A 19,943-nucleotide genomic window follows, 5' to 3' on the forward strand; every position below is an offset into this window, starting at 1 on the left:
TGAGCCCGTAGAGGACTTTCACCTCCTAGATCAACGCCATGCTCGGCGCACAATATAAAAAATGGACGCTCGTAGCGTCCATTTTTGTCTCAGCGGCTAACCACGAGAAGATGTCTGATTTGATTCGTCTACGAAGTAAAGAAAGAAGACAACATCCAGATAGCTAACACGATGAAAACTCCGCCCATGACTTTCTGTTGATAGGTACGAAACTTCGCGTTTTCTACGAGAGATTTACCAATCGTACCCACTAACGCCACCAGCAAAAAGTTAAACGTTAAGCCGAGAACATTCAGTAATAAACCCAGAACAAGCATCTGCTGACCGGAAGTCGCTTCAATATTCGTCGACACAAACTGAGGCAGAAACATCACAAAGAAAACCAACGCTTTAGGATTAAGCAGGTTACTGATTAGCGCTCTTTGATAGTACGCTTTTGCTGCAAAGTTATCGCTTAACTCAGGCGCGTTACCCTGCTCTGTTCGCAGGCAATCCCAACCCATCTTCAACAAGTACGCGCCGCCTAACAAATGGAGAGCTTTAAGCGCTATTGGGCTCATTGCGATCAACGCTGATACACCCATGGCCGCTAATACTGTCAGAATGATTCCAGAAGTCGCATTACCTAGGCTTGCAAACACGCCGACCTTACGGCCATAGCTCATGCTTGAACTCGCAATCAGTAACATATCAGGGCCAGGTAAAAGAAGAAGTGCAACAACGGCAGTCAGGTAGACAGGTAAAATGGTTAAGTCGATCATGAGGGTCAGCATTGATAAAAACGGAGGCGGATTTTATATCAATTACTAACACCCTTCCAGATGCAATCAGTTGTTCGACGTTTATTTAATCGAATTAAAAACCAACATTAAGCGACAAAGCCAATTTATTAACTAAATAGAAAAGACTAATTAACTTGCTACCCATTCGATCTCAATCAATGTCGTATCGCCACACTTTAGGCGACCAAGGAAGATATCGCCTCGATGTACGGCCCCAACACCTTTTGGCGTACCTGTCATCACAACATCGCCGTCTAGTAAGGTGGTATAAGAAGACAGCTCTTCTAGGATAGTTTTTGGAGAGTAAAGCATCTGCTCAACATGTCCTTTCTGAACACGAACACAGTTAATAAACAACTCTAGGTTTAAGTCTGCAAGGTCTAAGTTATCAATTGGAACAAAGCGACTAAATACGGCTGAGCCATCAAAAGCTTTGGCGCGTTCCCAAGGTAAGCCTTTCGCTTTTAAGCTACTTTGCAACTCACGCTTGGTGAGGTCTAACCCTAAGCCCACGGCTGAGTATTGGCCATTTTCAACGATAAAGCAGATTTCAGCTTCATAGTGCAGTGCTTCTTGATGAAACGAAGAAAGAGAGGAAGTCACGCTGGTGCTTGGTTTATTAAACACCACCATAGAGTCAGGGATCGCGTTGTTAAGTTCTTCAATGTGATCGACATAGTTACGCCCAACACACAGCACCTTGGTCGGTGTTGCGGTTCGTTTCGAATTCATCAATTGTTCCTGATCTACAACGCTGCTCATAGTTTATCCCTGAACTATTTTTAGAGAGCAGAGTTTAGCGCATCATAAAATGAGAGTCTTCGACAAGATGATTACCGATCTCTAAATTCTGATCTTGAGCTCAATTCATTGATTTGAATACTTTTAGGTAAATATCGGTGTATACCTCGACCGACCCAGCAGGAATAGAGTCATCGGCTTACATAAATTAGAGAAAATGAAACTAAAGTAGGCAGTTAAATTTGAAGAGCATTAAAACGAAAGAAGCCCTCTCAAACCAAAGGCTTGAGAGGGCTTAGCATGGTGTCTAGGACAGTATCCTAAAAGGTAAACTTAAGGAGTAAACACTATGCTAAATAAGTCTGCGACTTATAGGTAGTAACGAGCACCAAGTAGCCACTGGTCATCAGCTTTTTCTTTGTACACGCCAGAACCTTGTAGGTCGAACTGGTAACCAGCAAAGCCTACGAACTGAGATGTGAAGTTGTATTCAGCTTGTAGAGCTGAAGTGCTGTATACAGTTTCGCTGTTCTTGTCGTCTTCTACCGCTTCGTAGTTAACGCTTAGGTTAAGGCTGTTAGCTAGTGCGTAAGATGCTAAAAATTCGTAACCTGTAGACTCTGAAATAACGCCAAACTTACCATTATTCATGTAGTTGTTCGCTGCGTATACAGCTGCAACGTAAAGACCTTCAGAACCGTATGAACCGTAAGTTGCACTTAGTACATTAGAATCAGCAGTCTTTGAATCAGTACCAACATTAGCACCAGTACCGAAAGTAACGTCACCAGTATTGTAAGCGTAGTTCACAGAGAAGTTAGCGATATCGTAGTTCAACGCGATTTGAGCACGGTTGCCGTACTTATTCTCTGAAGCAACTTCGTTGTATTTTTCGTCAGAAACCTTACGACCTTGCCATGCAACGCCAATTGCTAGAGAGCCAGCGTTACCGAAATCCACAGCGTTAGCGTAGCTCACCATCTCTTCAGCACGACCAGTACCTAGATTACCGTGATCGTCGTAGATGAAGTCATTCGCGAATGCGATTGGCATATCTGCAACACCAGCAACGTTGTAGTATGGCGCCCATTGAGTACCAACAACACCACGACCGAAGTCTTCATGAGTTAGACCAATGTAGCCAAGACGAGTTGTGAATGACTGATCACCACCGTCAAGCATGTTTAGCGCCCATTCACCTTTAGCATCAGCAGTAAAGCCGTTACCAAGTTCGTGAGTTGCACCGAAGTTGATACGTGGAGAAACAGTTTCAACACCGATGTCATCGCTGTTTTGACGATCGTCGCTGTTTACATCACCAACTGCAACTGAAACGTGGCCGCCAACAGAGAATGTTGTTCCGTCTTCGTTGTAAAGTTCTACTGCAACTGCCTGTGTACCAAATACTGCACCAGAAATTGCTAGCGCTAAAAGTTTCTTATTCATTTGTCATGTCCATTATGTAACTGGGTGAGTTATTCACTAACAACCTCGTGCTTACGGAGAAGTTGTTACCTGCATTTAACAAGTAGGCAAACCCTAATATACGAATGACAAGAAAGTTGCATTAAAATATATAAAATAAAAAAAATCGCACTATAAAAAACAAAAATACCTTCTAAAACAAATAAATAATACAGTAATCACTGGGAGCTCTTTTCATTCTTTGAGATAATTACTTTGATTATTTTTGATTTTATAATCACCAAGAAAGCATTAAAAATCTAAACCCAAGGTAACTCATCAGACCATCGAGAGGCTCGCCTTTGCCTTTGAAACATTTTGTAACACGTAGATCTCAGCTGAAATATTTAGCTTTGTGAAACAAATCCCAATATGAGCTAGGAAAAATCGTTCAATAGAAAGTTCATTAGAGAAAAACAAAAAAAGGGCAACCAATCAGCGACTGGTTGCCCTTCATAACTCATCATTGAACTCTTATTTGAAGCAAACCTCAGCCCAACGAGCTAAACCTGCAGTTACTGAACCGAAGTAATTACCACTCACAATCGGTACATTCGGCACAGCTTGTTGTACGGCTTCACGAAGTATCGGTGAACGAGCGGAACCACCCGTCATGTAGATTACGTCTGGCTTTTTCTGGCCTTGTTGAATCGCTTCTTTAACCAACTCAATCATCTTAGACTTTGGTGTTTCAATCGCTTCAACCATCTGTTCGACTGAGATATCTACCTCGACCAGTTCAGAGGCAACATTAATCGCAGCACGATATTGAGGGGATTCTGCCAGCGCAATCTTGGCTTCTTCAGCCCTACGCACAATGCCGTAGCCCAAAGTGTCGTGATAAACCTTCATCAAACGTTCTAGCTTTTGAGGCTCTGACGCTTCTTTACGAAGTAATTTTAATGCTGCTAGGTTTTCTCTTGAATAGAAATTCTTTTGAGCTTCAACATTATTAATCGCAATTGGATTCCAGAATTGAGTCAGTGGCATATCAATACCCGAAATGCCTTTGCTGCCCATACCAAAAGGTGACATCAGTTGTTTGAACGCAAGATAGATATCGAGGTCATTACCCCCTACCCTTTGTCCACTGTGTGCGAGCAAACTCTGGGTACGATCCGCTTTACCAGACCAGCTTGGTCCCATATCCAATAATGAGCAATCGGTGGTACCACCGCCAATATCAACAACCAATACCGTTTGGTTTTCATTTAGTGTGCTTTCATAATCAAGACCTGCGGCTACGGGCTCAAATTGAAAAGCGATATCAAGGAAACCAGCACGCTTAGCTGCGCGAGTGAGGATGTCTTCAGCTTGTCTGTTTGCTTCTTCACCACCTCGACCGTGGAAGTTGATTGGTCGACCGATAACAGCTTGCTTGATCTGCTCTTGAGTCGTGAGTTCGGCTTGATTCTTGATATTTGCCATCATGGCGCACACTAAATCTTCGAAAAAGCTCACCTGCACATCATGCAGTCCACTCGCGCCAAGGAAAGACTTAGGGGACTTTACATAATAAACATCGCGAGGGTCTTCTAAATATAAGTCCAACGCAGCCTGACCAAATGCCATGTCTTCTGGCACTAAGTCGATACTCTCTTCTCTGTTCTGCGCAATCGCACGTCGTAACACTTGCTCACCGATCGCATCACTCGGCTTGATATTCAAGTGGCGGAATAAGTGTTCAGAAACACTCTCACGGGTAGGCGCAAACACGGTTGAGGGAATATAGTGGTTGTTACCTTCTAGCGGTAACAGGCTTGGCTCTCCATTAACCATCGCCGCGACAGAACAGTTCGCTGTTCCATAATCAAATCCAATAAACATAATATCCCCCACTCAACAAAAGGGGCGAGATGCTACATGAAAAGCCTAAAAATTACGAGGTCATTTCTAAATTTAACTGAGTAATTTCTTAGCTCAACGACTCTTCAAGAAGAAACAAATATGCTACATTTCAGCCCAAATTAATCACAGGTTAGAGAAATGAAAACACCTTGCCGAGCGGCTTGTAAAAATAATGGCGGAATGTGTAGTGGCTGCTTTCGAACAATGGATGAAATTATAGGTTGGAAAGGCTTATCTGAAGAAGAGCAAACGTCGGTTATGGATAATCTTAGTGGCGCGAGTTCGACTCACCAATGTCCACAGTGTAATGAGCCAGCTCAATGCGATATCAGTGCGGGCAAAGAGACGTGTTGGTGTTTTGAGTTAGAAAAACGAGATACTAGCGATATTCCAAAGGCTGGAGTTTGTATGTGTCGTAAGTGCTTGTCTGCCCTGCCCGTTCAGTAGTTTAGAGCCCATTTAGTAAGTTACTGGATAGCAAGTTACTAGCCAGTTCAACATAGACAAAAAAAGCGAGAGGTTGTTTTCTCGCTTCAAAATACTGAGATTAAATTTCGACCTAATCGTTACCTGGTTAGTGTCTACTTCACTTTTGCAACCAGCGCAGGCTGAGAAAACTGGATACCATTCCAGCCATGAACCATAAAGTTACGAATATTTTGATGGTCGCTGTTCTCAGGAAAACCTAGCACGTCGTTACGATAAAATTGACCAAAACAAGCAAGTGTTTGCTCTGCTGATAGGCCTTGCTCTAAACCAAAAGCAAAAATCTTACACGAACCATTATTCTGCCCTGCAGCGTTCACTACCTCACCATTGCGAAATTCGCGCTCAGAAAAATCATAGTGAGCTTCGATCACTTGCATTGTATCTTCAAATTGCACGGCCTCTGGGGTTTCAGCCAGAGTATTCAATAAGGTTTCCAGTTCCATTTACTATTTCTCCATCAAGTATATATCTGTCAGCAGTGTATCTTGTTTTACGACAAGAGTAAGCCGTTGTTTACTTGAGATAGCGATTCACTTTTTTGTTGTACGCTGCTAATTACTTCAATGAAACTAATGACATAGTTTTATCAGGGCGTTATATTATTTTATCAAACGATTAACATTGTTCAGTAACGAATATGCATAAAGATAAAAACTTAGAACTGTTCAGATACCTAAAGCCAGGTACAAAAACAGCAGGTGTATTGGAATTTGGCCCAGACGACTCAATCCAGATCAGTACACTTTATATCGGACACAAAGAAGATCAGTACCTCATCCTAGAGCTTACGCAAAAAGCGACAGAAGCACTGACGCTGAGAAAGCTCACAAACGTTGATATTATTGTTCGTGCGATTACCGACACCGAACTTGGGCACATTGTCGCGTTCAAAACCAATGTACTGGCTCATATCACCTCTCCAGCACATCTAATCTTCCTTCGCCCACCCTCAAACTTTGCAAGCAAGCCTATTCGTGAACACGAAAGGTATAAAGTACGTCTCAGCTGTGAAGTCACTTTTGATACCTTGTCGCTGGATGCCACACTAGTCGACTTTTCAGCGTCAGGGTGCGGTATCTATCTTACCCAGCAATCAGATATTGATGTCGGCTGGAAGATAAAAGTTAATTCTGACTTAAATGAGTACTTAGATGACGATCTTGTCTACAAGGTGGTAAGTAAGAAAAGGCAAAGACAAGGCTGGCTGCTAGGTATCCAATTCCCTGAACACCTAGATATGAGTGATGAGTTGAAAACGCTGCTATTGGAACAAGCCTTTGTCGCTGGCTCGATATAAAGGCAGAAAATTAGTTACTTCTCTTCAACAGACTCCATTAAAGAGCACTAAGTTAAAGCCTAGTGCTCTGTGTCATTCCAGTATGAGTTTTTGAAATGAACAAACGCTTGGTGGAGCGACTCTTCTTTAATCGGCTTTACAATCACGTAATTCGCCCCTGCGGCCATAAAGCTGTCTCTAGTTGACTCTTGAGCATCAGCGGTACACGCATAAATAGGGGCTGACACACCAATCTCACCTCTTAGCTGCTGAGTGGTTTCAACACCACCGAGATTAGGGAGTTGGTTATCCATCAAGATCAAGTCATAGGTAATCGTCTTAGCCATCTCAATCGCTTCTAAGCCATCTTTTACCCAGGTGACGACCATGCCATATTTCTTACAGAAAGCCTGAGCAATAAAGGCGTTGGTGTGATTGTCTTCCACCAGCAACACATTCAAAGGTCGACTAAACAACGCCTCTGGCTCAACCTCAGCTTGTTGCTTAGCATCGACTAATAGCGGCTTGGCGTGTACGACTACAGGAATTTCTATCGTGAGCTCTGAGCCTTGACCTATCACGCTGCGGACTTGAATGTCCCCTTCCAGCATATCGACCAGATTTTTTACAATTGTAAGTCCTAAACCAGTGCCACCATATTCACGAGTGGTGGTATCTTCGGCTTGAACAAAGGGTTCAAAAACAGCATCAATTTTGCTTTCATCAATACCAATGCCAGAATCTTTCACTCGAACGATCAAGCTGGCGTGATCGGAGTTAAAGATACTCTCGATCTCAAAGCTGACGGAGATACCGCCTTGATGAGTGAATTTAAAAGCATTACTCAACAGATTAAACATGATCTGATTGAGGCGTACTTGGTCGGTATTGATTTCAATGTCATCAACCAAGTGATTCACAATGGTAAATTCGACGGATTTATCTTCACACAGCGGTCGATAGATGCTGTCTAAGGTATTAACTAACTCCCCTAAACGGAAGTCTTTCTTTTGAATATTAAACTGCCCTTGCTCAATCTTTGAGAAGTCCAAGATATCGTTAAGTACCGCCAGTAAATGTTCCGCACTATTACACAGTACATCCACCTGCTCGCGATTATCTTCATTGTGCATAGAGCGCTTGAGCAGCTGAGACACACCGAGAATACCGTTGAGCGGCGTGCGAATCTCATGACTCATCTTAGCTAAGAAGTCTGCTCGCACATTCGCAAGATGCTCAGCTTCTTCTCTTGCTCGATCAGCCTGTCTTTCCGCCTCGATTAGCTTAGTAATATCTTGCCCTTGTACCACCACTCCTGTGATGCCGTGTTCCACGCGAATAGCAGACATGTTCCAACGAAACACCTTTTCACCAATGGGTACGTTAATACCCGTCAGTTTAGAACCCTGAACCACCATTTGAATATTAGGCAGCATTCGCTGCTCAAACTCTTGGGCAATTGGACCATAATTGTCATCAGCATCGAACAACGCCATGCGAGCGGCGGGGTTCATCTGAATCAAATCGCCTTTTTCAGACCAAACTAAGATAGGCGAATGAGCAAAGTTAAAGAGATCTTGGAATTTTTGATTCTGTTCAGATAAGCGCTCAAAGGTGTCTTCAAGAGTACAACCAATATGATGAAATTCGAAAATGTTAGAGCCATCGAACTTGTTGTACTCTTCGCTAGCACTTGCCGAACGAGTAAAGTCCATTAGCTTATCAAGCTCGGCTGAGACTCTCTTTTGAATCCAAGTTCGAGCAAAAAAAGACATCAATATGATCACCACAATCACCACGATGATCGCACGCTGATAATTCTCTTCTAACGCAATGAAATTATTATTTTTTTGAACAGCTCGAATGATTAAAGGAGTTTCAACAGCATTAATCTTAATGGTTGCGATGGTAACGAAATGACGCGGCAACTGTTCGTACATTTGGTAATTGAGGATGTCAGTAATGGTGTAGCTTTCATCACCACTGAATGTCGATGTCACCGGTGTACCGTGCGCTTCAATCACGATATTTTCGCTATTACTGCCCTGTTGGATTGACTCAGCCAAAGAGAAGTTGTTGTCAAGCACAATGGCGATATAGAGTTGACCAAGGACTTCCCCAGTAGCGTTATCAACAATAGGGGTACGGCGAGCCAACAAGTGACGCTTACCTATATCTGTCCTCAGTTTAATAAAATGCCAATTACTGCTGAACGAAACCTCATCAGAAATATGCTTTAAGTTGGACTCATCCAAACCATAAAATTGACTGTTGCCGTCTTCCCAAGCCAAACCATCGTGGGTTGAGACAAAGCGTAAATCTGGTGCATGATCCGGTTCACGTTGGTCAACACCAAAGAAAAAGTAGCTCAGAGTCTCGTCATTACCCGTATCAAAGTACTCTCTGAGAGTTTCACTGTGTGAGCTACTGTCTTGATGGATTTGCAGCACCGACAAACGATAATCAAACATGTTTTGGATCAGGCTTGAGGTTTGCTGTACCGTTCGATTCGTCTCTTGCTGTACGATATTACTGCTGGTTTCATAATTATGAATAAGCACGCCAAGTGCCATCACGCCTATCACCAAAATAACGATACGCGTAATGAGTCTAGCTAAAGTGTTTCTAGGTGTACTGGCGTAACTTTTCTTCATTAGTGACCTGAGTACCTAAATGCTCGCTGTTTAAGTTCTGAAATACGTTCTGGGGAATCTTCCTTGGTGACAATTTCAAATTCACCAGAGTAAACGGTAGGCACTTCCAAACCGGCTAGATCCCACTTGATCGCCTCTGCCATTGCAATGCCTGTATCGTCGTTCATACGCATGACAGTAACATCTAGGTCGCCCCTTGCAATGGCTTCAAGTTCAGCAGAGCCGCCTCCCCAACCATTCACTAAGATGTCTTGGCCCGATTCACGAATCGCTTCCATTGCACCGAGAGCGACATCCGTTGAACATGCATAGATAAAGTCTAGATCCTTATCGTTCTCTATGCTGATTTTAGCCGCTTGGTAGCCACTGTCTTTGTTTGATTTTGTGTAAAACGAAGACTTAAGGGTAAAGTTGGTAACCGTATTCACTTCATGGATAAAAGTATCTCCACGCGCATCACTGATATAGCCTTGTGAGTAATACAAAACAGAATACTTACTGTCTGGCGGACTTACTTGTTTAAAATAGTCCGCCAGTTTTAAGCTGCCTGTCGCATGGTCAAAACCCACATACATAAATGGCTGTCTATCTGCCCAAGCTCGCACTGGCGTCGTGATATTTTGAAGAATCAGTTTGGTGTCTGTAGAGGTCAACACGTGCTCGATAAACTTGCGGTGGCGCGTGGTATCTAGCGTGAAAATCAAATAATCCGTCTTGTTTTCAATCGCTTCTTGCAACGAAATACTCTGCTGCGCGAGATCGGCATTAATACGGGTAAATACTTGATTTATTTGGTAGCGGATCTTCAGCCTATCGAGACGCTTCTCAAAAGCTTGAATATTACGAACCCAGTAATCCGAGATCTGTTGGCCCGGATACACCACGGAAATCGTAATTGGTTCGTCTTGGATTCTTCTCAGTGGCACAGGGTGATTTTGTACAGCCTCGACCATTTTATCGGTCAATGCTCTTTGTTCTGGAAAAGTGGAAAGATAATCTTGGTATTCCCAGTACCCATTGAGGACATGAGTACCATGGGAGAGAGCGGACGCAGAAAATACGGCAAGTCCAAACAACATCAGTAAACGTTTCATATTTTTCTCGTTTTATATGAGCTACTTTGGCTCATTTTTTAACCTAGCATGACACCATCTCTTTGTATGGCTAATGGATATTATGTAGGACAACGATGATAAATGATAGCGTCTAACACTAATTAGAACGACATTCTAAATGAGCAATATGTTAATTTGGAATGGAGATTAAGAACATCGAGTTAAATTATGATTTCAGCCCATTCACGGTAAGAGTAATTACCATTTAAATTCATAAGCTTAGCTAGAGCCGATATAGCTCCTTACACTATTAAGATTTAATCAATAACAAACATTTTAGCTATGAATTATGAGACTTCGATATATTGAATTTTGTCTTTTTGCCACTCAATAATCAGTTTGAGTGATACCAGTTTTTCTTTGCGGGATTTGGGCAACTGCTTGATCGCGTATTCGGTTTTCAACGCCTCACTTTTTGAGCCAACACCAAAGCTCCAAACCAGCTTAAGTGGGCCTTTACCTTTTAAAGCTTTGGCGCCTTTACCGGTTTGATGTTGTTCAAATCGACGTTCTAGATTGTTCGTCACGCCACAATAAAGGGCATTGTGACGATTGCGGATCAAGTACACGACCCAATCCGCATTTTTATCAGCATCTGACATTTAAAGCAGTGATTCAACCAGAGCCTTAAGCTCTGCCACTTCTGCTCGTAGGCTTGCAACTTCAGACTCAAGCTCTTCAAACTTTTCACTCGTTGCAGAGGGGGCAGCCGCGCTTACTGATGCCATCGCAAACGCTTCAACGTCCACTTCACCGCTAAACAAATGCTGGTAGCGTGATTCACGTTTACCCGCTTCGCGTGGCAGCTTCACAACCAAGGCACCTGCTTCTCTTGCAGCGAGTTTGTCTAATGTTGCTTCTACTTCTTTCACATCACTAAAGTTTGCAAGGCGACCCGTTCGAGTACGAAGTTCACCAGGTGTTTGCGCACCGCGCAGTAACATACAGCAGATGATTGCACGCTCTTGCTCTGTAAATTGCAGATCGCCGAACTCAGTGTTGCAGAAACGATGCTGATACTTATTAACACGGCTATTGAAGCTGCTCTCATCACTCACCATGCGACGTCCGATTAAACCATCAACTGCATCTAAAACATCTGACTCAGAAAGAGAGAGAACAGGTTCACGGTTACTCTTTTGATTGCATGCCGTGGTTAAACTGTTCAGTGTCAGTGGGTAATGATCGGGAGTAGTGACTTCTTTCTCGATCAAACAACCGATAATTCTCGCTTCAATTGGGGAAAGTACTGTGTTCATCGTTTTTCCTTTTTATTATTTTGATAATTCCATCTCAACACCTAACAATGCAGTAACTAGTGTTCAGACAAAATTGGTACTCGTTTCTTTCTGCCCTGTTCATCAATCATTATGATCTTAGAACGGTTTAGCTCTATTTCCACGACTTCCAAATAAGTACGCTCTTGTACATACGCATCACGAAGCTTGTTTTGTTCTGCTGAAGATTCAGTGACATTCTCGTCCAATTCTTCGTTTTCCAATTGTTGTTGATTCATTTCACATTTCGTATCAATGCAGTATCTACATGGGATACTAACTTGAACGGTAAGATAAAAACAATCACACATCAGCGAGAGTGACGAATAATTAAACAACCTTACTTTTGCTTTGATCTAAAGACTGTTACATCATCAATTGATGTGCTTTAATCAGAAGCAGACAACGTATTTGACGAATAGGAAAAGGAATCTATGAGCAGCGTATTTGAAATTGTTAACCAAGCACGACGTAAGAACAAACTTAAGCGTGAACTTTTAGACAACGAAAAGAAAGTTCGTGACAACCGTAAGCGTGTCGACCTTCTTGATAACCTACTTGATTACATCAAGCCAGAGATGACTCACGACGAGATCCTAGGCATTATCAAAAATATGAAAGCTGACTACGAAGACCGTGTTGATGACCACATCATCAAGAGCGCTGAGATTTCTAAAGCTCGCCGTGACATCAGCCGTCGCATTCGTGAACTGACAGAAGAAGACAAGCAAATCCAAGGTAAGAAGTAATCTAACCTCGCTAATTTACTTGTAACAATGTTAGTAACCCACTCTTAGTAGTGGGTTTTTTTTACCTAAACTCCAGCGTCTATACTTAAGCATCTAAACCTAACCGTCTAGGCTTAAGCGTACCTAAGCAAAATGAATGAAACTCAACAGCAGTATCAAACTAAATAACCAGTGTACACTAGCGATGGAGAGACTTTATGTACGGAAGTATTCTGATTACCTTGGCGTTATCAACGACACAACCTTACCCTGAAAAATTTGAGAAACTTTATACCGAAGAAACCGAAATCACTTATGACGATCTCGTGGTCGATGTTCATGGCTACAAGGTTCCGACCCGATCAGCATTTCGAGGTTGGATGCTCCTCAATCACGCTCAAGACCAAGTGAGAGCAATCGGACAACAACTCAAGGACAATGGCGTTACTCAGAGCATGCCTCTGCATCTCGTTCTATTGCAAGGGACGGATTGGGCAATGAGTAATACAACCTTGTTTACCCTCCCAAATAAGAAACATGTGCCAAACATGATCAATACCCTGAAGTACATACAACAATATATTGAGCCTGAAATCGGTGTTGTTATACCAGTATCTGGAGAGCGAACCGATATCTACAATCAACAAGCTGGTGGTGCACTGCGAAGTAAGCACTTAGAGTTTTGTGCCTTAGACCTAGTGCCTGCAAATGACATTACTCGCGAAGATCTACACGTGAAACTTAAAAAGATTCATTCGGAATTCGGGCAAAAAAATAATGTTGGGCTTGGTTTATATTCAGGTGTTCGATTCCACATCGATACTTGTGGGTTTAGACAATGGTAAAGAAACACGATCAAGTCATAAAGACCTGAAATTCGCACGTGTCACTTAGACTCTAAAAACAAGTGAAATTACATAAGATTATGATTTTAAATGTAAATTAAAACTGGAACGCTAATTGATATTAATAACAAGTATCATAATTATTAATAGCAATTAGGAATTCAATATGAAGACGATGACTCAACGCTTTCAAACTCTGCTTTCTGTTTCAAACTTCAGTCTAGCTATCACAACCTTGCTTATGCTTCTCAGTATTATTGTTGCTTATCCAATGGCCGATCACTTCTCACTGCCAATTCAAATCGTCGCCCACATCAGCACCATCTTAGTCGCAGCCTTGCTGAACATCAGCTATGTCGGTCGTTGCCTTGCACAATACAACCTTGGATTGGAAGTTCGTTAAGTAGCGCCGCGCTAGCCTTGATACGGGAGCCCTAGACAATATCAAGGCTACTGAAAAGATCGTACAGCTGGTGAGATTTATAGGGTTTAGGTAAGTAGGCGTTCATACCGGCTTCAAAACAATCTTTGATGTCTTCTTCTAGAACACTGGCGGTTAAAGCTATGATGGGTAATGGTGTGACTTGTTGATCGGCTTCCCACTGACGTATCGCACGAGTCGCCGTTATGCCATCCATAACAGGCATCATGCAGTCCATTAAGACTGCATCAAACTGAGCACCCTGGGTGATCACATCCACCGCTTCTTGGCCATTACTGGCAATCAAATATTCATAACCCGCTTGCTCAAGGAAGAAGCTCGCTATTTTTTGATTCATCAGATTGTCTTCAACGATCAAAATGCGTCGATTCAGAGAGCGAACTTCTTCATCTTTTGCTTCCACTTGAGGCGTTTGCTCTTCGCCCACATCGAGAGATTGTAAGCTGGTTAAGAAACGTCGGCCCAAGAATGGCAAGGTATGAGTCGAGTGGACCGTTTCTCTGATTAGGTTGGTTTTAAATAGGTGATGCTGACAAACGATGACGCGAGCAAGAGGATATATCACCTTCAACGTCGCAAGATCTTTTTCCATAGAGTGGTGCAAGGTATGACAATAAAGTATGAAGTCACTTTCTTTTACACTTTCACTAAGGGCAGCAATGGATGACACCACATTGGCTCGAACATTCAAACGCTCACACTCTTTAACGAGCTGATCGAGGTAATTGAAAGAGTTCGAGATGATGGTCGCTCGGCTCAGGTTATCGAAAGTTTGAACAGGCGCTTCTACAACATCGACATACAAACAAAAAGTGAATGTAGAGCCCTCTCCTTTCACTGAACGCGCGGTAATGTAACCACCCATCAAATCAACAAGCTGTCGACAAATCGCAAGCCCTAACCCCGTACCGCCAAATTGACGGGTAATGCTGCCATCTTCTTGAGTGAAAGGTTCAAATATGGACTCTAACTTCTCGGGCTCAATCCCAATCCCGGTATCAGACACGCTGCATTCAAGCTTGCCCCTGCCCATAGACATAGGTGTATAAGCAATGTCAGTTGTAATTGTGCCCTTAGATGTAAATTTGATGGCATTAGAAAGCAGATTGGTCAGCACCTGTCTCACGCGGTACTCATCGAAAAACAGTTGTGACGGCGTTTGATAATCGATATTGATGTCGAGCTCAATATCCTTACTTATCGCTTTCGACTGAATCACACTCACAGAGTCATAAACCGCTTCTCGCAAATCAGCATTGTGTGGTGACAACATCAAGTTACCCGACTCGATTTTAGACAGGTCGAGTATGTCATTCAGCAGCACCAGTAAAGAGTGAGAGGACGATTCGATATCCCCCAGTACTTCTTGTTGATTTGGGCTCAGTTGGCTTTGAGATAAGATCTCAGCCATGCCAATGATCCCGTTAAGTGGCGTGCGTATTTCATGTGACATATTTGCTAAGAATGCGCTTTTGGCTTTGTTAGCCGAAATCGCGTCTTCTTTTGCTGTTATCAACTCTTTGTTGTGCAGATAGTTGCGTTCCATCACTCGATTTAGGGTTTCAGTGAACTCGGCAAGCTCATCGTTCCCTTGGATACGAATCACCTTTGGCTGGCCGTAGCTATCAGCGCATTCCGACACACCTTTCAAGATAATCGACAGGTTTCTGTTTAAGCGCAGAGATGTCGCAACCCCAAGCCACATCAAAACACCAGAAGCGATGAGTATAAGCAACGTCATGACCAAGGTTTGCCTTTTCTGCAACGCGATATTCTTGGTCAGTTCAAACTGTATTTGATTGGTGTAAGCGCCAATCGCGTTTGAAATAGCCCGTTTTTTAACCTCTAAGCTTTTCAAGTGTTGATATATTTCGGGTGATGAAAAGTCCCCTTTGAGGATTCGAGATATAAATTTGTCTTGAAAATCATCTTTGGCAACCGCGTTTAGCAGTTGCCTAATTTCAGGTGAACGAGTATCAGAGCGGAAAAATGTATCAAGCAACTGTTGCTGCCTCTCTAGCGCACCTACATAGCTCAATAAATATTGATTTCTTAGCTCGGGCGAGCGATACAAACTGAAGCTTAACCACGCTTCTCTCTGAGTCCAAAACACATAATGCGTAAGATTGATAAACATCGCTTCCGCTTGACCAATATTGCCATCGACTAAAGCCATGCGATATTCGGACAGCTCCATCAGCACGTCTTTTAACAAGTCGAAAGCGCGCTCTGTCAATTTTCTGCTGTCTGTCGTTTCAGGTGTACTAGCTAGGATCATCAACAACTTTTTCAATTCAGCTAACTGAGGGTCAATACTCCAATTGCTGTCGAACCGTTGAAGTCGCATTCCATACTGAGTCAGTCTATCCAGTTCTGATTGCAGTGTTAAAAGCAACTGACCTTTCTCAGGGGAATCATTAGACAGCACCAACCATCGATAAGCATCACTTGAAACCGTATTAAAAAATTGAAGCGCTTCGACCTTAATACGCGTTGTTTCAAGGTGATTCATCTTCTCATCGTTCTTAAGCACTTCATTCACTGTAAACCCGAACATAATGAGTACAGAAACCGTGGAAAGAAAAATAAGACGCCATCTAATTGACATATTTATCATTTTTATAACGACTCCCTTCCCGAAAGTAATTTACCTAGCCCAAATTAAGAATAGGACATTAACAGGGGGTTATTGATCAAATTGGATATGAACAAATGATACTCTGAGCCCAGAACGAAAAATTAGAATCAACAGGCATCCAAAACAGGGCTTTAAAGCGGAGGAGTCTGCTTTACTAAGTGAGATTGAGACAAGCCGATTTTAGACAAGTGAACGTTACGTGAGAGAGGTCTACTCGAGGAGGTTTCTACAAATGAGATGTAAGCAAGCGAGGTTTTAGTGAGCAAAATGTAAACAAAAGACGTTTTCTCCAGTTATTATCACCGGCATAACAAGTACACATCCACATTCTGCGGCTCAACTAGACTGTGAATAATGACTCTGCGTGCTAACAAAGTGGATAGTTAGGTTAAAATTGTGACATCCAATCGTTTGCGTGATGCACTTTTCACACTCAAGCTAGGCTTATTCAAAGGTCAAACATCAATACTCGTTAATTCCCTTATTTATCGTTTACTGTTTACGTGTAACTTGAGTTAGCGATCACACCTTTAATGTTCAATATGACCTGTATTACATATTATCCTTTGAATTGAGTATTTTTTGACGAAAAATAAGTGCTACAGATTATTAAAGTCAATAGTCTTTATCGACGTTCAAATCTTGATTTATGGCTAATATAAAGCCAATTTACAGATATTTTGTCTGCATTTATTTTTCCTAGCAGAATAACCCGTCGTACCTTACAATCCTGCCACATAAAAATTACAAGTTACACACAAGGTATATCAGCACATTTAAGTGGCAATAAAGACCACAGACTGATGCCTCAAATCCCCTATGCTGATTGGCTTCCCTACAACCGTCATGAATGCAGAAACTTAACGTGAAAGGTCCCGAGTAAAGATGAGTCCCGAAAAGCACCTCCTAGATTGGCAAACTAGTCAAACCATTGCTGAATCCATCGCTCCAACTTTAGGTCAGTTATACCGTCAAAAAGGCGTAGAAGTTATCCTCTTTGGTAAGACCTTAGTTAACGCGACAACTATCGACATCATCAAAGCTCACCGCATCGCAAAACGTTACACTGGTTCTCCTCTTACAGCAGAACAGACTCAACCTATTATTCAACACCTTCTCTCTATGGACTTGTCTCCATGTCGTATTGATGTTGGTCGCCTTGCCCATGCATTCTGGCAAGATCGCGAACACACACATGGATTGGATGATTTTCTACAAACTGCACTTGTAGAATCGCTTCAAGGCGATGCAATGACAGAACCTCGTGACGTTGTATTGTACGGTTTTGGTCGTATTGGCCGACTGCTAACTCGTCTGTTGATCGAGAAAAGTGGCCCGGGTTACCCACTGCGTTTGCGTGCCATCGTTGTACGTGGCGGCAAAGATGGCGACCTAGAGAAACGTGCAAGCCTGCTTCGTCGTGACTCTGTACACGGCCAATTCAACGGCAGCATTGTTGTAGACCAAGAACGCAAAGCGATCATCGTTAACGGTAACTTCATCCAAGTTATCTACGCAAACAAACCAGAAGAAGTGGATTACACGGCTTACGGTATTGAAAACGCACTTGTGGTTGATAACACAGGCGTATGGCGTGACGCGGAAGGCCTGAGCCAACACGTTGCGTGTAACGGTGCGAAGAAAGTGCTACTGACTGCGCCTGGTAAAGGCGACATCAAGAACGTGGTATTTGGTGTGAATGAAAATGTTATTCAGCCAGAAGACACCATCATCTCTGCAGCAAGCTGTACTACCAACGCAATCACGCCAGTATTGAAAGCGGTTCACGACAAGTTTGGCGTGCTGTCTGGTCACATCGAAACGGTGCACTCATTTACCAATGATCAAAACCTAATCGATAACTTCCACTCGGGTGATCGTCGTGGTCGTGCTGCGTCACTGAACATGGTTTTGACATCGACTGGCGCTGCTAAAGCTGTATCAAAAGCGATGCCGGAAATGGAAGGTAAGCTAACAGGAAATGCGATTCGCGTACCTACGCCAAACGTTTCAATGGCAGTTGCGAACCTAAACCTTGAGAAAGGCACAAACAAAGAAGAGTTGAACGAGTACCTGCGTGAAATGGCGCTGTCTTCTGCTTTGTCTGCACAAATTGATTACACAGACTCGACTGAGATTGTATCTACCGACTTGGTTGGCTCTCGTCACCCAGGTGTGGTTGACGGTGTGGCGACTATCGCACAAGACAACCGTGCCGTGCTGTACATTTGGTACGATAACGAGTTTGGCTACAGCTGCCAAGTTGTTCACTGTATGGAACAGATGATGGGTGTACGCTACAAGACATACCCAGAAGTTTAATTAACTTCGCTCTTGTAGATACGTCCATCGCAACAAGCTCCACAACATAATAACTATATCTGCGAAGTCTGTATGGACTTCGCAACCCCTTTTGTTTTACTCCCCCGTATAAACAAGAGGGTTGCCACTTAGGTCTGCTCTCTCTAACTGATCTAGGTGGCCTTTTTACATCTAGCGCCCTAACTTTTATCGCTATAATAAGATCTTGTCTTCATCACTCTTGCACAGCTTTACGTCTGTTATAACTCAACCTCAACATCTGACTGAATCGAGCTTGAACATGCAAGCACGTAGCCCTGTTCAATCTGCTCTGGCGTCAATGTTTCTTGGCTGCTTGATTCCACAGATCCTTTGGTCACTTTGCATTTACACGAACCACAAATCCCACTACGACAAGCGATAATAATTGGAACGCCTGCTTTTTCTAATGAATCCGCCAATGGTGTGCCAGTTTCCGCTTCAACTTCAGCGCCGAACGCAGGCACAAATACCTTAACAGCACTATTCGTATCGTCAGCAATTTCGGCGTTTGACGCTTCTGATTGAGCATCCTGAGTAGCAGGAGTAAAGCTTTCTTGATAGAAGTTATCCATGTTGAACTCAAGCTCTTTCAGATAACTCTCAATATCTTGCATGAAGCCGACAGGCCCACACAGGTAAACCGTTCTATCTAAGATATCTGGGCTCAGTTTCACCAACCAGTTTTTATCTAAACGACCTTGAGAGGCGGTTGTTCCTTCGTTGTCTTTTAACAGCAGTTTTAAGTTGAAATTCGCATGTGATTCATCGAGCTGATGAAGTTCTTGAAAGTAGATAGTCTCAAGCTTGTTGCGTGCCATGTGGACGAAATCAATCTCAATGTCACTGTCACTGTCTTGAGACAGCCAATATTTTACCATCGCCATTACGGGTGTAATGCCACAGCCCGCACTCACTAGCGTTACTTTCTTTGTTGCCGTTGGCATGCAATCAATACAGTTAAACGAGCCTGCCGGCTTCAACACAGAAACCTCGTCACCTTCATCAAGCTCATCAACAATAAAGTTCGAAACCAAGCCACCTTCCACACGCTTGACCGTCAACTTCAGGCGGTTATCTTCGGGGCAAGAAGCCACGGAATAAGCACGGTAATCCGTTTTCGTCGGCATATCTAAACCCAAGGTGATGAACTGACCGGGCTTAAAATTGAAATGTAAATCTTGTGGAATACTGCCAAGCTCAAAGCTGACCGTATCTGGCGTCTCGTGCCATTTCTTTAAACACACTAAATTGATTGAATCGCTATCCGACCATGCATACATAGTTCACACACCTCACTGATA

The 19,943-nt window shown here is 42.9% G+C and carries 18 protein-coding genes; 6 read left to right on the forward strand and 12 right to left on the reverse strand.

What is annotated here, in order from left to right; all coding sequences use genetic code 11:
* Positions 1-128: 128 nt before the first annotated feature.
* The 4 genes from AB6E52_RS12010 to yegD form a co-directional block, all read right to left on the reverse strand.
* A complete protein-coding gene (locus AB6E52_RS12010; protein ID WP_017068640.1) occupies positions 129-761 on the reverse strand; it encodes a LysE family translocator in 633 nt (210 codons plus the stop codon).
* A gap of 150 nt (positions 762-911) precedes the next feature.
* On the reverse strand, positions 912-1,544 hold the full coding sequence (locus tag AB6E52_RS12015; protein ID WP_102320581.1) for a fumarylacetoacetate hydrolase family protein: 633 nt from the start codon (positions 1,542-1,544) through the stop codon (positions 912-914).
* Positions 1,545-1,892: 348 nt separating this feature from the next.
* On the reverse strand, positions 1,893-2,969 hold the full coding sequence (locus tag AB6E52_RS12020) for a porin (protein WP_102320582.1): 1,077 nt from the start codon (positions 2,967-2,969) through the stop codon (positions 1,893-1,895).
* Positions 2,970-3,461: 492 nt separating this feature from the next.
* The gene (yegD, locus tag AB6E52_RS12025) at positions 3,462-4,814 is read right to left on the reverse strand and encodes a molecular chaperone (protein ID WP_102320583.1); all 1,353 of its coding nucleotides are present in this window, start codon (positions 4,812-4,814) and stop codon (positions 3,462-3,464) included.
* 159 nt (positions 4,815-4,973) lie between these two features.
* Between yegD and AB6E52_RS12030 the strand changes: the two genes are divergently transcribed.
* Positions 4,974-5,282 (forward strand): DUF1289 domain-containing protein, encoded by a 309-nt coding sequence (locus AB6E52_RS12030; protein WP_080582242.1) that lies wholly within the window; start codon positions 4,974-4,976, stop codon positions 5,280-5,282.
* 134 nt (positions 5,283-5,416) lie between these two features.
* On the opposite strand, the gene AB6E52_RS12035 is transcribed toward AB6E52_RS12030, so the two are convergent.
* Entirely contained in the window at positions 5,417-5,767 is a 351-nt protein-coding gene (locus AB6E52_RS12035; RefSeq protein ID WP_017061764.1) for a HopJ type III effector protein, read from the reverse strand.
* A 194-nt stretch (positions 5,768-5,961) separates the two neighbouring features.
* On the opposite strand from AB6E52_RS12035, the gene AB6E52_RS12040 reads away from it, so the two are divergent.
* Positions 5,962-6,621: a PilZ domain-containing protein gene (locus AB6E52_RS12040; RefSeq protein WP_017064847.1), complete on the forward strand. Its 660-nt coding sequence runs from the start codon at positions 5,962-5,964 to the stop codon at positions 6,619-6,621.
* Positions 6,622-6,680: 59 nt separating this feature from the next.
* Here the strand turns inward: AB6E52_RS12040 and luxQ are convergent, their stop codons facing one another.
* The 5 genes from luxQ to AB6E52_RS12065 form a co-directional block, all read right to left on the reverse strand.
* Positions 6,681-9,254, reverse strand: coding sequence for a quorum-sensing autoinducer 2 sensor kinase/phosphatase LuxQ (luxQ, locus tag AB6E52_RS12045; RefSeq protein WP_102320584.1), 2,574 nt, complete (start codon positions 9,252-9,254; stop codon positions 6,681-6,683).
* Positions 9,254-10,348, reverse strand: a complete 1,095-nt coding sequence (locus AB6E52_RS12050; RefSeq protein ID WP_102320585.1) for an autoinducer 2-binding periplasmic protein LuxP — start codon at positions 10,346-10,348, stop codon at positions 9,254-9,256. The genes luxQ and AB6E52_RS12050 overlap by 1 nt, the downstream gene beginning before the upstream one ends.
* A gap of 308 nt (positions 10,349-10,656) precedes the next feature.
* The gene (locus tag AB6E52_RS12055; protein WP_017061768.1) at positions 10,657-10,971 is read right to left on the reverse strand and encodes a GIY-YIG nuclease family protein; all 315 of its coding nucleotides are present in this window, start codon (positions 10,969-10,971) and stop codon (positions 10,657-10,659) included.
* Positions 10,972-11,628: a YceH family protein gene (locus tag AB6E52_RS12060; RefSeq protein WP_102320586.1), complete on the reverse strand. Its 657-nt coding sequence runs from the start codon at positions 11,626-11,628 to the stop codon at positions 10,972-10,974.
* 56 nt (positions 11,629-11,684) lie between these two features.
* On the reverse strand, positions 11,685-11,885 hold the full coding sequence (locus AB6E52_RS12065) for a hypothetical protein (RefSeq protein WP_017061770.1): 201 nt from the start codon (positions 11,883-11,885) through the stop codon (positions 11,685-11,687).
* Positions 11,886-12,080: 195 nt separating this feature from the next.
* Here AB6E52_RS12065 and AB6E52_RS12070 point away from each other — a divergent pair, with 195 nt between their 5' ends.
* The 3 genes from AB6E52_RS12070 (at position 12,081) to AB6E52_RS12080 (ending at position 13,622) form a co-directional block, all read left to right on the forward strand.
* Positions 12,081-12,395 (forward strand): DUF496 family protein, encoded by a 315-nt coding sequence (locus AB6E52_RS12070; protein ID WP_004742367.1) that lies wholly within the window; start codon positions 12,081-12,083, stop codon positions 12,393-12,395.
* A gap of 197 nt (positions 12,396-12,592) precedes the next feature.
* Positions 12,593-13,219 (forward strand): D-Ala-D-Ala carboxypeptidase family metallohydrolase, encoded by a 627-nt coding sequence (locus AB6E52_RS12075; protein WP_017066096.1) that lies wholly within the window; start codon positions 12,593-12,595, stop codon positions 13,217-13,219.
* Between the two features lie 166 nt (positions 13,220-13,385).
* Positions 13,386-13,622, forward strand: a complete 237-nt coding sequence (locus AB6E52_RS12080) for a hypothetical protein (RefSeq protein ID WP_017061772.1) — start codon at positions 13,386-13,388, stop codon at positions 13,620-13,622.
* A 31-nt stretch (positions 13,623-13,653) separates the two neighbouring features.
* Here the strand turns inward: AB6E52_RS12080 and AB6E52_RS12085 are convergent, their stop codons facing one another.
* Entirely contained in the window at positions 13,654-16,218 is a 2,565-nt protein-coding gene (locus AB6E52_RS12085) for an ATP-binding protein (RefSeq protein ID WP_065585008.1), read from the reverse strand.
* Between the two features lie 966 nt (positions 16,219-17,184).
* On the opposite strand from AB6E52_RS12085, the gene AB6E52_RS12090 reads away from it, so the two are divergent.
* Complete coding sequence (locus tag AB6E52_RS12090; RefSeq protein ID WP_102320587.1) at positions 17,185-18,621, forward strand: glyceraldehyde-3-phosphate dehydrogenase; 1,437 nt, start codon at positions 17,185-17,187, stop codon at positions 18,619-18,621.
* Positions 18,622-18,860: 239 nt separating this feature from the next.
* Here AB6E52_RS12090 and AB6E52_RS12095 read toward each other — a convergent pair whose 3' ends face one another.
* Positions 18,861-19,922, reverse strand: a complete 1,062-nt coding sequence (locus AB6E52_RS12095) for a hybrid-cluster NAD(P)-dependent oxidoreductase (RefSeq protein ID WP_102320588.1) — start codon at positions 19,920-19,922, stop codon at positions 18,861-18,863.
* Between the last annotated feature and the right edge of the window lie 21 nt (positions 19,923-19,943).

The organism is Vibrio sp. 10N.247.311.13 (assembly GCF_041467595.1).
Lineage (GTDB): Bacteria > Pseudomonadota > Gammaproteobacteria > Enterobacterales > Vibrionaceae > Vibrio > Vibrio crassostreae_C.

What these genes read in the sequence shown, in the direction of transcription:
- AB6E52_RS12095 (WP_102320588.1), bottom strand. Translation starts at nt 19,922, where the DNA reads ATGTATGCATGGTCGGATAGCGATTCAATCAATTTAGTGTGTTTAAAG.
- AB6E52_RS12080 (WP_017061772.1), top strand. Translation starts at nt 13,386, where the DNA reads ATGAAGACGATGACTCAACGCTTTCAAACTCTGCTTTCTGTTTCAAAC.
- luxQ (WP_102320584.1), bottom strand. Translation starts at nt 9,254, where the DNA reads ATGAAGAAAAGTTACGCCAGTACACCTAGAAACACTTTAGCTAGACTC.
- AB6E52_RS12050 (WP_102320585.1), bottom strand. Translation starts at nt 10,348, where the DNA reads ATGAAACGTTTACTGATGTTGTTTGGACTTGCCGTATTTTCTGCGTCC.
- AB6E52_RS12030 (WP_080582242.1), top strand. Translation starts at nt 4,974, where the DNA reads ATGAAAACACCTTGCCGAGCGGCTTGTAAAAATAATGGCGGAATGTGT.
- AB6E52_RS12035 (WP_017061764.1), bottom strand. Translation starts at nt 5,767, where the DNA reads ATGGAACTGGAAACCTTATTGAATACTCTGGCTGAAACCCCAGAGGCC.
- AB6E52_RS12010 (WP_017068640.1), bottom strand. Translation starts at nt 761, where the DNA reads ATGATCGACTTAACCATTTTACCTGTCTACCTGACTGCCGTTGTTGCA.
- AB6E52_RS12065 (WP_017061770.1), bottom strand. Translation starts at nt 11,885, where the DNA reads ATGAATCAACAACAATTGGAAAACGAAGAATTGGACGAGAATGTCACT.
- AB6E52_RS12090 (WP_102320587.1), top strand. Translation starts at nt 17,185, where the DNA reads ATGAGTCCCGAAAAGCACCTCCTAGATTGGCAAACTAGTCAAACCATT.
- AB6E52_RS12085 (WP_065585008.1), bottom strand. Translation starts at nt 16,218, where the DNA reads ATGTTCGGGTTTACAGTGAATGAAGTGCTTAAGAACGATGAGAAGATG.
- AB6E52_RS12060 (WP_102320586.1), bottom strand. Translation starts at nt 11,628, where the DNA reads ATGAACACAGTACTTTCCCCAATTGAAGCGAGAATTATCGGTTGTTTG.
- AB6E52_RS12070 (WP_004742367.1), top strand. Translation starts at nt 12,081, where the DNA reads ATGAGCAGCGTATTTGAAATTGTTAACCAAGCACGACGTAAGAACAAA.
- AB6E52_RS12015 (WP_102320581.1), bottom strand. Translation starts at nt 1,544, where the DNA reads ATGAGCAGCGTTGTAGATCAGGAACAATTGATGAATTCGAAACGAACC.
- AB6E52_RS12040 (WP_017064847.1), top strand. Translation starts at nt 5,962, where the DNA reads ATGCATAAAGATAAAAACTTAGAACTGTTCAGATACCTAAAGCCAGGT.
- AB6E52_RS12020 (WP_102320582.1), bottom strand. Translation starts at nt 2,969, where the DNA reads ATGAATAAGAAACTTTTAGCGCTAGCAATTTCTGGTGCAGTATTTGGT.
- AB6E52_RS12075 (WP_017066096.1), top strand. Translation starts at nt 12,593, where the DNA reads ATGTACGGAAGTATTCTGATTACCTTGGCGTTATCAACGACACAACCT.
- AB6E52_RS12055 (WP_017061768.1), bottom strand. Translation starts at nt 10,971, where the DNA reads ATGTCAGATGCTGATAAAAATGCGGATTGGGTCGTGTACTTGATCCGC.
- yegD (WP_102320583.1), bottom strand. Translation starts at nt 4,814, where the DNA reads ATGTTTATTGGATTTGATTATGGAACAGCGAACTGTTCTGTCGCGGCG.